At 36.5% G+C, this 12,890-nt stretch carries 12 protein-coding genes; all 12 read right to left on the minus strand.

Annotated elements, in window-relative coordinates; genetic code table 11:
- Positions 1-22 precede the first annotated feature (22 nt).
- The 12 genes from rseP to IM793_RS14485 all read right to left on the minus strand — a co-directional run bounded on the left by rseP (position 23) and on the right by IM793_RS14485 (position 12,845).
- Positions 23-1,411 carry an RIP metalloprotease RseP gene (gene rseP, locus IM793_RS14430; protein WP_193422484.1) on the minus strand — a complete coding sequence of 463 codons (1,389 nt, stop codon included), beginning with the start codon at positions 1,409-1,411 and terminating at the stop codon, positions 23-25.
- Between the two features lie 28 nt (positions 1,412-1,439).
- Complete coding sequence (locus tag IM793_RS14435) at positions 1,440-2,627, minus strand: 1-deoxy-D-xylulose-5-phosphate reductoisomerase (RefSeq protein ID WP_227256262.1); 1,188 nt, start codon at positions 2,625-2,627, stop codon at positions 1,440-1,442.
- A gap of 50 nt (positions 2,628-2,677) precedes the next feature.
- On the minus strand, positions 2,678-3,055 hold the full coding sequence (locus IM793_RS14440; protein ID WP_193422486.1) for a four helix bundle protein: 378 nt from the start codon (positions 3,053-3,055) through the stop codon (positions 2,678-2,680).
- A gap of 122 nt (positions 3,056-3,177) precedes the next feature.
- The gene (locus tag IM793_RS14445; protein WP_193422488.1) at positions 3,178-4,677 is read right to left on the minus strand and encodes a GH3 auxin-responsive promoter family protein; all 1,500 of its coding nucleotides are present in this window, start codon (positions 4,675-4,677) and stop codon (positions 3,178-3,180) included.
- A 54-nt stretch (positions 4,678-4,731) separates the two neighbouring features.
- Positions 4,732-5,520: a hypothetical protein gene (locus IM793_RS14450; RefSeq protein WP_193422490.1), complete on the minus strand. Its 789-nt coding sequence runs from the start codon at positions 5,518-5,520 to the stop codon at positions 4,732-4,734.
- Positions 5,517-6,485 (minus strand): glycosyltransferase family 2 protein, encoded by a 969-nt coding sequence (locus IM793_RS14455; RefSeq protein WP_193422492.1) that lies wholly within the window; start codon positions 6,483-6,485, stop codon positions 5,517-5,519. Before IM793_RS14455 ends, IM793_RS14450 begins: the two co-directional genes overlap by 4 nt.
- A gap of 62 nt (positions 6,486-6,547) precedes the next feature.
- On the minus strand, positions 6,548-7,498 hold the full coding sequence (locus IM793_RS14460; RefSeq protein WP_132394837.1) for a glycosyltransferase family 2 protein: 951 nt from the start codon (positions 7,496-7,498) through the stop codon (positions 6,548-6,550).
- A 117-nt stretch (positions 7,499-7,615) separates the two neighbouring features.
- Positions 7,616-7,777, minus strand: coding sequence for a hypothetical protein (locus IM793_RS14465; RefSeq protein ID WP_193422494.1), 162 nt, complete (start codon positions 7,775-7,777; stop codon positions 7,616-7,618).
- A gap of 313 nt (positions 7,778-8,090) precedes the next feature.
- A complete protein-coding gene (locus tag IM793_RS14470; protein ID WP_193422496.1) occupies positions 8,091-8,696 on the minus strand; it encodes a DUF4199 domain-containing protein in 606 nt (201 codons plus the stop codon).
- 11 nt (positions 8,697-8,707) lie between these two features.
- Complete coding sequence (locus IM793_RS14475; protein ID WP_193422499.1) at positions 8,708-9,376, minus strand: hypothetical protein; 669 nt, start codon at positions 9,374-9,376, stop codon at positions 8,708-8,710.
- A 179-nt stretch (positions 9,377-9,555) separates the two neighbouring features.
- On the minus strand, positions 9,556-10,812 hold the full coding sequence (locus tag IM793_RS14480; RefSeq protein WP_193422501.1) for a dihydroorotase: 1,257 nt from the start codon (positions 10,810-10,812) through the stop codon (positions 9,556-9,558).
- On the minus strand, positions 10,809-12,845 hold the full coding sequence (locus IM793_RS14485) for a BatA and WFA domain-containing protein (protein ID WP_193422502.1): 2,037 nt from the start codon (positions 12,843-12,845) through the stop codon (positions 10,809-10,811). The genes IM793_RS14480 and IM793_RS14485 overlap by 4 nt, the downstream gene beginning before the upstream one ends.
- Positions 12,846-12,890: the final 45 nt, after the last annotated feature.

Here is a 12,890-nt window from a genome sequence, read left to right on the forward strand (position 1 = left end):
CGGCAATGATATAGATTTGGTTTTACTTACCGAAGGATTTTAGAATATCATTACCAAAAGCAAACACCATTAAACAGATCAGAATTACAAAACCAACAATCTGCGCTTTTTCCAGTACTTTTTCGCTTACCGGCTTGCGTTGCACCATTTCAATCAAAAGAAATACGACGTGGCCTCCATCTAAGCCTGGGATAGGCAATAAATTCATAAATGCCAATGCCATCGAAATTAACCCGGTTAAAGTCCAGAATTTAACCCAGTCGAAAGTACTTCCATACACCTTCGCAATTCCAATCGGACTGCTGATGTTACGTGCACTTAACTTTCCCGTGATCATTTTACCAATGCCTTTCGCATTATCTACAAAAGTGCTCCATGCCATGTTCGCACCAACTGGTAACGACTCTATAAAGCCAAAATCTACATGTGCAGTCTCAGGCATTTTCAGGTTAGGACCAATTCCAATTGTTCCGTCTTTACTTACTTTAAGATTGAATGTTACTTCTTTTCCCTTGCGCAATGCTTTAATGGTAATGGGTTTTAGCTTATTTGTAGACACCTCTTCTTTAAACTGATCGAAAAAGGTGATCTGTTTTCCATTAACCGATAAAATACTATCGCCCGGTTTAATACCGGCAGCATAAGCAGGATATAATGGTTTCTCAAACTTTCTGCCAAATAGCTTATCAAAAAATGATGGCTTATCTGCTTTTTCATCGGGTGCGCTCACCTTATCTACACGCTCCATGACATACCGTGGCGAAATAAAATTCTCTTTATCGTTTTTTGATATTTTGTTTAAAATAGTATCCGGAACAGAAATATAAAGGGCTTTATTCTCTCTTAAAATAGTTAATTGTGCACCATCAAACAACACTTTGCTTGATATCGCATCTTCAAAACGAATTAATTTGTTGCCATTGATGGCCAAAATTTTATCTCCATTTTTCAAACCGATTTCTTTACCGATCGCACCTACAGAAATGCCATCGTTTAGTTTACTGTTAACGGTATAATTCTGCCCGATATTGAAGGTTAACATCCAGAAGATAAAAACACCTACAATTACGTTTACGATAATACCGCCAAGCATTACGATTAAACGTTGCCAGGCTGGTTTAGAACGGAATTCCCAGGGTTGAGCTGGCTGGGCCATTTGCTCAGTATCCATACTCTCATCAATCATTCCGGCAATTTTTACATAACCCCCAAGTGGCAACCATCCCACTCCATATTCAACATCACCCTTTTTGAAACTAAAAAGTTTGAACCCCCAGGCATCAAAAAATAAATAAAACTTTTCTACTTTAATACCAAATGCTCTGGCTGCCAGGAAATGCCCTAATTCGTGTAATATTACCAATAAAGACAATCCGAGCAGCAGCTGCCCCGCCATAATCAATCCATTCATATTCTCTTATAAAATTTTATGTTAGATGTTAAACTATACTTTTTGTTACTAATTCGCCGGCTAAGATACGGCTATGTTTGTCAGTTTCTAAATAATCACTCAATTGCGGTTTTTCAACAAAACTGATTTCTTCCATACATCTTTCAATAACCTCGCTCATTTGCAGAAAACCAATTTTATCCGTCAAAAATGCTTCTACAACAATTTCATTTGCGGCATTCAAAATACATGGCATATTCCCTCCTTTTCGTAAAGCAGTAAATGCCAGGTCTAAATTCCTGAATGTTTCCGTATCGGCTTTCTGAAAGCTAAAACTTGGATAATCTAAGAAGTTAAAACGCTTAAAATTGTTTTTTAGCCTATCGGGATAATTTAAAGCATACTGAATAGGCAGTTTCATATCGGGAACGCCCATCTGTGCCTTCATAGAGCCATCAGTAAACTGAACGATGGAATGGATGATAGATTGTGGATGTACGATAACATCAATCTGGTCTACATCGAGGTTAAACAACCATTTTGCCTCAATTACCTCTAAACCCTTATTCATTAGAGATGCAGAATCGATCGTGATTTTTGCCCCCATCACCCAATTGGGATGTTTTAAAGCCTGCTCCTTTTTTACGGTCGCTAAGAAGTCTTTTGTTTTGCCTAAGAATGGTCCGCCTGATGCCGTTAAATAAATTTTCTCAATCTCATTTTGCTCCTCACCCACTAAACACTGGAATATGGCCGAATGCTCAGAATCAACAGGTAAAACTTTAACCCGGTGTTCAGTTGCCAATTGTGTAATCAGTTCGCCGGCAACCACTAAAGTTTCTTTGTTAGCCAAAGCAATGTTTTTACCAGCTTTTATGGCAGCAATGGTTGGTTTTAACCCTACGGAGCCCATTAATGCAGTAAGCACTACATCGCTATCAGCGTAAGCCGCAACTTCTGATAAAGCTGCTTCGCCAGCCAAAACTTTAATATTAAGGCCAAACAAAGCATCCTTAACTTCGCTGTATTTGCTTTCATCACAGATTACAACAATAGCTGGCTTAAATTCCTTTGCTTGTTGAATAAGTAATGCTGCATTCTTCAGTGCGGATAATACGGCAACTTTAAAAACTGTAGGATGATCCCTAACCACTTCAAGTGCTTGTGTACCTATGCTCCCTGTAGAACCTAATATGGTTATTCTTTTTACAGATTGCTGTATTGTTATATTGTTCAATTGTTTTCTTTCTCTCGTATTAAAAATTTAATTGTTTTAATTGCATTCGATTAAATTTTCAATTTTTCGTTTGTAAATTTTATCAGTTGATGAATTTCTTTCGGCAAAGTTTCCAAAGTTGCAAAAATCTTTGAATACGTCTCCTCATTTACCAACTTTCGAACTCTTGCTTTTTCGTTCCAGTCTAAACATTCCTTAACCGAACCAAAGCTATAATAATAAAACTTGATCTTATCTTTCTTATGATAACGACCAAAGCCTTCAGCAATATTAGCTGAAATAGAATCAACAGCATCAACAAACTGTTGCCCGATGGTATACTTTGCAAAGCTATCCCAACCAGATACCAAATCCCATACAAAATTGCTAAGATGAAACGATTTTGTATAAGCAGTTATCTGATTTAACTGTAAATAATTCTTTTCCATATCGTTGAACGTTAATCATTAACAACAATTTAGCAATTTTCATCTGCACAATGCTAAACAATCCAACAATATTCTACCGCCATGGTTAAGGCGCCAGTATTAACAATTCAACAATGTAGCAATCAAACAATATATACCACTAAAGCATCCGCCAGTTTCCGATCATTACTCAACCGCGGTACTTTATTCTGCCCACCTAACTTTCCTTCACTTTTCATATAGTTTACAAAGGCATCTTTTTGCAAAGTACGTATAATCAATGGCTGAAGGATGTTTCCTTCAATTAGGTCAAAGTAATAAATATTTTTCTTTTGTAAAGCATCATCAACCTTTTTGCTAAAAGCAGCCAGATCTTTTGGTGCAGATGAAAATTCTACAAACCACTCATGATAAGGCAATTGACCAGTTTCCGGATTAACCTGAGGTGCAACCGTAAATTCTGTAATTTCTACCTGTTCTGCATTGGCCACACTTAAAATGGCCTGTTCTACCTCTTCTCCAATTACATGTTCGCCAAATGCCGAAATGAAATGTTTAATCCGCCCGGTAACTACAATTTTATATGGATTTTTCGAAACAAACTTCACCGTATCTCCAATACTATATCCCCATAAACCTGCATTGGTATTTAAAATCAGCGCATAATTCGTATCCAGCTCAACCTCGCCAAGTGATAACCTCGTTGGCTTATCGTTGTAATATTCATCAGCCGGAACAAATTCGTAGAAAATTCCTGCATCGGCCAGTAACAATAATCCTTTATCTTTTTGCGAATCCTGATAGGCAATAAATCCTTCTGAAGCTGGATAGGTTTCAATGGCATCAATTTTTTTTCCGATGCTCTGTTCAATCTTTGCGCGATAAGGCTCGAAATTTACCCCACCATAAATAAACAGGCTAAAATTCCTGAAGATTTCAGCAATTTTCTTCCCTCCAGATTTCTCAGACAATTTATCAAAATACATCTGTACCCAGGGTGGAATCCCAGAAATTAAAGTCATGTTCTCATTAATGGTTTCCTCCACAATGGCATCCACTTTCTGTTCCCAATCTTCTATAATATTGGTTTCGTAAGAAGGCAAACGGTTCTTTTGCAGATAGGCTGGTACATGATGGGCCACAATGCCTGATAAACGTCCAACATTGATCCCATTTTTCACATTTAAAACCGGACTCCCCTGAAGAAAGATCATTTTTCCATTTACAAAATCAGCCTTGCCCGTTTCATTAATGTAAGTTAAAATGGCATTACGGGCAGCTTTGATGTGCTCTGGCATCGATTCTTTCGAAAGTGGAATATATTTTACACCTGAAGTGGTGCCTGAGGTTTTGGCAAAATAAAGCGGTTTACCTTTCCAAATTACATCGGCTTCTCCTGCTACAACACGATCTATATAAGGCTTTAAGCCTTCGTAATCCTGAACAGGAACATATTTTTTAAAATCAGCATAGGTTTTAATCTCAGCGAAATGATGATCCTTTCCAAATGCAGTATATTTAGCTTCATCAATAAGTTTTTTCAGGGTCTTATTTTGTGCATCAACGGCATTATTTTTCCATTTGTTGATCTGCCAAACTGCAAATGCCGCAAAGGGTTTACTTAATGCTGCTTTTAATCCCATGTTTAATAATTGAATTTTGCAATGATAGAATGACTTAATGGCGAATATCCGGGGTTAAACGATATTATGTAAAATATCCGGATGTTCATCGCCTTTATACTCGCTCGAAATTTTACGGTATGCAACGGTTAAAGCTACACTCGAAAGCGGAACAATGATAAATGAACTTAAAATATTTACAATGAAAGCAATTAACGGCCATTGCAGGTAATTTAATAACAGATAAATAAGATATCCTCCTCCTAAAACAACCAATAACAATAAAATCTTAGTAAAATTTCCTTTAGTAGTAGCCAAACTTAATTTAATCGAATCGAAAGGCGTTGCTCCTTTATCAATAATAAAAAACGGAAAGAATGAAATTCTTAACCAGGTAATAAAGATGGCAATAATGCCTACTGAAATGGCTACATTTTTAACAACTGACACATTAATTCCAGTATAAATAAAAGGAAAGGCAACTAAGATCACCACCAGGTAAACACCCAAAATGCAGCCTACGAAATATAGCGTAGCAACCAAAAACCTGATGATTTGCTGCCTGGTTGGGAGGGTATCCACAATTTTCACATCATTTTCTTCATCATCCATTAAATGAAAAATATACTTAAATAGTGAAAGATTAATGGTAAAATAGAGCAAAACGAAAATAATCACCATGATAATGCTTAAAGCTTTGCTTACATCCTTAATAAAAAAGGCCATCAAACTTGATGCACTAGCGGTAATAAACATTAAAAAACATAATGTAGCAATCGATAGATAATGTTTCTTAGTAATGCCCCATGCTTTTTGCATTACATCGTTAACGGCAAACGTACTTTCTTTTAAATAATTGATCATTGTTGTTTGAATACCACACGTTTAAATAAATCCTGTATAAATCCTAAACCATAAGCGGTTAATTGGATGAATGAAGATATAATGCTCAAAAATGCAACTTTTAAAGATTTATTTACTGACCAGGAGTGAAAAAATATTAACAAAAAGTACAATAGTACGAGAAAATCGAAAATATACGCCAAAGGCGGATAAAAGATGTTCAATAGCAATGTTGTTATCATACCAACGGTTGCTACTGCCGGGAAAAAATGAATCAATTTCAACTCTTTTGGAAAGTGTTTATAAATATTAATTCTGGCCCTGCCGAAAAAGTGTAATTGCTTGTAAAACTGACTGAAGCTTGTCCGGCGTTTATGGTAAACCTTTGCATCTGCAATCAACCCAATTTTAAAACCGCTTTCGTGAATACGGATGCTGTATTCAATATCTTCGCCCAATCGGGTAAGAATAAAGCCCCCAACTTTCTCCCAGGCCTGACGTGAAACACCCATATTAAAGCTGCGTGGATGAAATTGCCCTACATGCTGCTTGTTTCCACGGATACCACCTGTGGTGAAAGGCGAAGTCATGGCATAGCTGATTGCTTTTTGCACAGGTGTGAAACTATCGTGCGCCGCATCCGGACCTCCATAGGCATCTAAATGATGCTCATACAAATAGTTCTTAACCGTTTCAAGGTAGTTTGAGGGAATTAAACAGTCGGAATCGAAAATTACAAAGTAATCGCCTGTAGCCCTTTCGAAGCCGAAATTACGGGCAAAACCCTGTCCGGCATTTTCTTTAAAGTAATATTTAATATCCAGTTTATCTGCATAAGAAGCCACAATTGCCTTTGCATCGTTTTTCGAACCATCTTCAATAACCAAAACTTCAAACTGTAAATAAGTCTGTTTGGTTAAGGTGTTTAACAATTCGTCAATTTCCTGTGGACGATTGTAAAGTGGAATGATGATGGAGAAAAACATGTTTAAAAGGGAAAAGGGAAGATGTAATATGTATGATGGCAATTCCATCTTACATTTTACATTTACTTAAGTTCTTTTTCTATTAGGTATTGATTTCTTTCTGGTGCGTTACGCGATAATAACTCTGCAATAAAACCTGCAAGGAACATCTGCGATCCAACCACAATGGCAACCAGCGATAAATAAAACAATGGCTGGTCGGTTACATCACGATAAGCTAAGCCCTGCCAAATCAAATATTTCTTCTCGAACAAAATGTACAGCGCCATGATGATACCGATAAAGAAACTTAAAACACCTAATGAACCAAAAAAGTGCATGGGGCGCTTGCCGAATTTACCCACAAAGAAAATAGAAAGTAAATCTAAAAAGCCGTTGATAAACCTGCTGAAACCAAATTTAGTTGTGCCATATTTACGCGCACGGTGTTCTACCACCTGCTCAGCTATTTTACTAAATCCGGCCCATTTAGCAATTACCGGGATATACCGGTGCATCTCGCCGTAAACCTCGATGGTTTTGATTACATCGCTACGGTAAGCTTTTAAGCCACAGTTAAAATCATTCAGTTCTATACCGCTCATTTTGCGGGTAGCTGCGTTGAAGAGTTTGGTCGGGATTGTTTTGGTAATCGGATCGTAACGTTTTTTCTTCCAGCCTGAAATGATATCAAGCTTTTCTTCTTTAATACGACGGTACAATTCAGGAATTTCATCCGGACTATCCTGTAAATCGGCATCCATCGTAATTACTACATTGCCTTGCGTGGCTTCGAAACCAACGTTCAATGCCGCAGATTTACCGTAATTCCTTCTAAACTTAATGCCTTTTATGGCAGGATTTTGAGATCTTAATTCTTCAATTACCTCCCAGGACCTATCGGTACTACCATCATCAACCAAAATAACCTCGTAGCTGAAATTATTGTCGATCATCACTTTATCAATCCAGGCCGTTAATTCCGGCAAAGATTCATCTTCATTAAATAAGGGTACTACAACTGATATATCCATTTTTTAAGCATAAACCTCGCAGGTTTTAGAAACCTGCGAGGTTTGTTTAAATTAAAACGTGCAAATTTCATCAAATTAAATGATAAAACCTGCACGTTCAAAATTTTTGATCTTATATTATAATTTTATGTCTTTGGCTCTTACTTTCACAATTTTCCCCTGATTGGAAAAAACTAAAACACCATCGTTCTTCGCTTTGTAAGCAACCAGTTTTTTGAAAGCTAAGCTAAGACCTAAACGTATCTTTTCTCTTAATTCGACATTATTCTTATTTTCCATTTGGCAATAAGTTAAATTTTGACCAAGTATTTTGTTCAAAGATAGTTATTTCATTTTTTAAATTGCCTTCGGCAATAAATTGTAAATCTCTATACTCCCAATGTCGTCATTTCGAGCGGAGTGCAACGTAGTCGAGAAATCTAATTCTATAGATCTCTCCATTCCGCTGCGCTTCAGTCGAGATGACGACTTTTTTTTGGATCAGTCAAAGTTAGTGGGATGTGATGTATTCGAGGTAGCGAAAAACAAAAAAACGCGCAAGCTTACCAAATTAAATGATAAAACCTGCACGTTCAAAATTTTATAAAAGAAATTAAGCCTGAGTTGGAAAATCTTCTAATCTCAATGGTCTTTCCCGTTTAAATATCGCAGCAAATATTAATGCAATTACAAATATAATTGAAACCGCTATGGTTATGTTACGGAAAGCTGTTTTTGCAGAGAACTCATTTTGTTTAGCAAACTGTTCGTCGAGCTTCGCTACTTCTTTATCAATTTTCTCATCTTCCATACTTTGTTTCTTCATAAAAGCAACAAAGCTTTCTTTCATATGATCTTGAGTTTTTTCCATGATTGAAGTATCAATCAATTTAGTATAAGCTAGATTTAAGCCAAACGAAAACAACCAACCGATAAAAAAAACAAGAAAGATACTTTTCAAAGCCTGTTTAAATGTCCAATAACCACCAATCTGTTTACGAAGACTTATACAAAGAAAAATAACAAACACCAATGGTATGATAAGTTGAAAAATAACGGGATAAGCAATTGTCATTATTAAAAATGAGTCAGAGCTTTGCATTAAATAAAGGGATATTAATCCAAAAACAAAAAATACTATGCCCAGTATCAATCCGTATTTAAAAATCTCTTCATAAACCTTTGGTTTCTTTTCTTCTTGAAGCGTTTGTTGTTCCATGATAAAATAGTCTAGTTATTAATTGTTGTAATTAATATATAAGTAGCAGAATCAAACGATTTGTTACTGCTAAATTGAATTATTTCTTTCGTGGTTTCTGCACTTCCTTCAACATCAAGGAAAAAAGCCATAAACGGCACAAATAATTCCTGCATTTCCTCGCTGATATTTAAATTAGTGGCTGTTTTACAGATCTCCTCTACACTACTTTCTGCCAGTTGCTGGTTGCTGATCAGTTCTTCGTAAATCTCAAATTCATCCTGAAACTCATCATCTTCGACCAATAAAAATTCTTTTAAGAAATCGCCCAATTCAGGATCCAGGTCTTCATCTTTACATTCTTTAATATAAAGCAACAGGTTTAACAGTTCAGTTCCTCTATCAATGGTTTCCTCTTCAATGTTTGCCCATTCTTCACTTTCTAAGTAATCGTCTTCCAGTTTCTGTACGTCACTGCTAAAGAAATTCACCATCAATAAATCAAAAAATACTTCGCGTAATTCTTCAAATTTCTGGTGAGAATCGAAAACCGCATCGAAAGCCGTAGCTTTATCTAAAAAGTTAACATCCAGCTCAAAAGCAGCCAGTAATTCCGTTTCAAAACCTTCTACATTAGTAGCTGAAACCTCAGCATACTTGTTAATGGCTGCACTTAGTGCTTTTTTTACTCTGTTATCCATGATTAAGATTTTTAGGATTTTAGGATGATAAGATTGTATGACCTGAACAACAAAATTGTAATTTATTTCTTTAGTCTTTAAATTCTTATAACCTGTTAATTTATCAATATTTTTTTTGAACTAATATCTTTTGAGACATGGTTAAGAACCTTATGACCTCAACCTTCTAACCTTCAACCTTAATTCTCCCAGTGCTGATTATTGTTATAAACCAAAGTTACCTTTCCGGTTAGCTCGGTACCCAATAACGGACTATTTGCCGATTTTGAGTGGTTGCTGGCGGAATTATACAACCATTTTTCGGTTGTATTAAAAACTGTAAAGTTGGCTTCTGATCCTTCTTCTACTACCGGAACAGCTAAATTTAATAATTTACGCGGATTAATGGCCAATTTCTCGGCAATTAAAGCGGCATCCAGTCCGGCTTTTAATAACAGTGGCAATACGGTTTGTAAAGCAATGATGCCGTAGTGGGCTATTTCGAACTCTACATTTTTAAATTCGATTTCTTCAGGACGGTGCTGAGAAGTAATGGCATCAATGGTTCCATCTTTTAAACCGGCAATTAATGCTTTTACATCAGTTTTTCCGCGCAATGGTGGCTTAACCTTATAATTACTATCAAAATCGCTTAAAAGTTCTTCTGTAAATACCAGGTGATGTGCCGTTACATCGCATGAAACCTGAACACCATCTTTCTTTGCCCTACGGATCAAAGCCACAGCCCCTGCAGTTGAAATATTGCTGATGTGGATTTTGGTTTCGTTGTAAGAAGCCAGGAAGATATCGCGTGCGATATGCATTTCTTCGGCCAGTGCAGGTAAACCTTTCATCCCCAACAGCACAGAATTTTTGCTCTCATTAATCTGCGATTTACCTGCGATAGATTTATTTTCGGGATAAACCATTAACAGCGCATCGAAACCTTTTGCATACTGCAAGGCGCGGCTCATAAAACCATCATCCTGCAAAGCTTTATCTCCATCAGAGAAAGCTACAGCGCCTGCTTGTTGCATATCGAATAATTCAGCAAGTTCTTTTGCTTCGCGGTTCTGACTAATGGCACCAACAGGCAAAACATCAACCAAATTATTTTTGGCCTTGTTAATAATATATTCTACCTGAGACTTTGATTGTACAACCGGGCTGGTTTGTGGCAATAAGGCCAATCCGGTAAAACCGCCTGCTTTTGCGGTAGCAGTTAGCGTTTGAATATCTTCCTTCGTTTCGAAACCAGGATCGCCTGCTACACAGTTTAAATCGAAAAATCCTGGTGTTAAAAAAGCACCCTGGGCATCGAAAACGGTTTCATTTTTATCGGCAGTTAATTTACCTATGTTTTTAATTTTACCATTTTCTACCCGAACATCGCATTGTTGATTGTTAAATTTACTTTGTGGATCGGCAACGGTTACATTTTTAACCAGGAGATTCATATTGTTTTTTTTGTGTTGTTAAAAAATCGGATGAGTAAAATTTCTGCTGCAATAAAAATCAGCGACAAAATTAGACAAAGTTTCCATAAAGTCTGCCCGATTTTATTGTCGCCGGCAATTAATTTAACGGGATCTTTATCGGCATCAAATATTTTCAGATTACTACCAGCTAATTGCTCAAGTTCTGTTTTGCTTAAATAGTGCATATCAGATTCTGTTCGGCTATTGTTAAAACTATAAACAGCAAGCAATGAATCTGCGCGTTTTAGGTTGTAAAAACCAGCATTTTTTATCTGATCGGCAATGTAAATCAATGTTTTTCCATCGGCCTGACGGATTTCAGGAATCGCTTCGAAATGGTCAGTAGTGATTTTTAAAGTCTGGTTTTTACCCAAAGTAATCTTTCTACTGGCTAATGCATTATCATTGCCCAGATTGTAATACAATGGAGTTTCATTACCTCCGCTCAGTGCCAAACGGTAAATTAACGGAACAAAAACCGGGTGACGGGCCAAATTACCATCATTTGCATTTAAACCAGAAGCAGATAAATATACCTGGCCGTTGCCTACACCGTATTTAGAGAAAAAAGATTTCTTGCCAGGTAAAGACATGATATCCTCTTTATTGGAGCTATTTTTTTCTATAAAGGAATAATAACGTGAAACTGAGGGAAGATCTAAATTTTTAGGGATTTCCTCAAACACAGTCTTAAAAATTGGATTTTGAAGGTCAATCTGGTCAACTTTTGTAGCTGTGGTATTGAGCGACTGGATTGTTGGAAGCGATAATGCACTTAAAAATGAGTTGTATCCCTGGATATCGGCATCTAGATCAGGAAAAAGCATTACTGTGCCACCCGCATTGAGATAATTTTTAAGTTGTTGTGCCAAACCGGTTGAAGGGTTTTTCAATCCATTCAATACAATCAAACCATAATTGGCAAAATTGCTATATCTTATATTACTCTCGGTGTTTTCGGTAAGTTTATAATAAGCATCGGCTGCGAATAATGCTTTAATATAATTACCAGCGTTAGTACCATTAATGCTTAAAACCGGGAAATTTTGATCTACTTTAAAACTGAAAGATAGTGTATCATCAAAAGTTACCGGAAAATCTTTGATGGTAACCATGCCTTTTTGCCAGCCTGCTATCAGTCCGGAAAAATTTAATGTATCCTTAACTGTTTTTCCTCCTGGAATGGTTACAGCACCCAAACCTTTTTGCTGGTTGTTGATGCTGAGTTTTAAAGGAACATTTTTTGCTTCTTCTTCAGAATAATTTTTTAACTGCACCACTAAACGCTCATTTGCACCGGGCTGGTGATTGGGCGAAAGTGTCCAAACGCTATCTACCGCAACGTTGGGTAAGGTATTGGCATTCAATTTCAAAAATGAATACTGGATATCAGCTTTGGTTTCGAGTTTTTTTATGGATGAAATATTTTTCTGAAAATCGGAAATTAGAAAGCTGTATTTATTTTTGCCTCCGGTTAAAACATTGTTCTGCCTGTTTAAAATCTGTTGGAGATTGCGACTAGCAGCCGAGATTTTTACATCATCAAGGGCTTTCAAAAATGCATCTTCGTTCAATAAGCGTTGGTGCTTCCCTTCAAAATCGTTCGTTAAAAGTTGAAAACGATCGTTCATACCAAAACCTTTAATCAGTTCTTTTGCCCTGCGCTTGGCTTCGTCGAGCAGATTGCCATCTTTATTAACGGCTTCCATGCTGTAAGAATTATCAATATAAATACTTACTATATTCTTTAAAGAAGTCTTTTTTTGATTGTGCGCCGGAATGTAGGGTTGAGCAAATGCCAGCACCAAAAAGATGATCGCCAAAATCCGCGATATAAGAACAAGCAGGTTTTTAAGTTTTTCTTTAGAAGAATTTTGTTGCTCTACTTCTTTTAAAAGCTGAACGTTAGAGAAATAGACTTTTTTAAATTTCCTGAAATTGAATAAATGAATGATAACCGGGATGGCAACCGATAATAGTGCAAAAAGAAAGCCCGGATAAAGGAAATTCATTAAAAACCAAAGATAGAAAAATTATGGAATTGGGGATAATATTCC

It is taken from the genome of Pedobacter sp. MR2016-19, from assembly GCF_014947265.1.
Taxonomy (GTDB): Bacteria; Bacteroidota; Bacteroidia; order Sphingobacteriales; family Sphingobacteriaceae; genus Pedobacter.

What these genes read in the sequence shown, in the direction of transcription:
- IM793_RS14450 (WP_193422490.1), bottom strand. Translation starts at nt 5,520, where the DNA reads ATGATCAATTATTTAAAAGAAAGTACGTTTGCCGTTAACGATGTAATG.
- IM793_RS14475 (WP_193422499.1), bottom strand. Translation starts at nt 9,376, where the DNA reads ATGGATAACAGAGTAAAAAAAGCACTAAGTGCAGCCATTAACAAGTAT.
- IM793_RS14465 (WP_193422494.1), bottom strand. Translation starts at nt 7,777, where the DNA reads ATGGAAAATAAGAATAATGTCGAATTAAGAGAAAAGATACGTTTAGGT.
- IM793_RS14445 (WP_193422488.1), bottom strand. Translation starts at nt 4,677, where the DNA reads ATGGGATTAAAAGCAGCATTAAGTAAACCCTTTGCGGCATTTGCAGTT.
- IM793_RS14485 (WP_193422502.1), bottom strand. Translation starts at nt 12,845, where the DNA reads ATGAATTTCCTTTATCCGGGCTTTCTTTTTGCACTATTATCGGTTGCC.
- IM793_RS14470 (WP_193422496.1), bottom strand. Translation starts at nt 8,696, where the DNA reads ATGGAACAACAAACGCTTCAAGAAGAAAAGAAACCAAAGGTTTATGAA.
- IM793_RS14455 (WP_193422492.1), bottom strand. Translation starts at nt 6,485, where the DNA reads ATGTTTTTCTCCATCATCATTCCACTTTACAATCGTCCACAGGAAATT.
- rseP (WP_193422484.1), bottom strand. Translation starts at nt 1,411, where the DNA reads ATGAATGGATTGATTATGGCGGGGCAGCTGCTGCTCGGATTGTCTTTA.
- IM793_RS14480 (WP_193422501.1), bottom strand. Translation starts at nt 10,812, where the DNA reads ATGAATCTCCTGGTTAAAAATGTAACCGTTGCCGATCCACAAAGTAAA.
- IM793_RS14440 (WP_193422486.1), bottom strand. Translation starts at nt 3,055, where the DNA reads ATGGAAAAGAATTATTTACAGTTAAATCAGATAACTGCTTATACAAAA.
- IM793_RS14460 (WP_132394837.1), bottom strand. Translation starts at nt 7,498, where the DNA reads ATGGATATATCAGTTGTAGTACCCTTATTTAATGAAGATGAATCTTTG.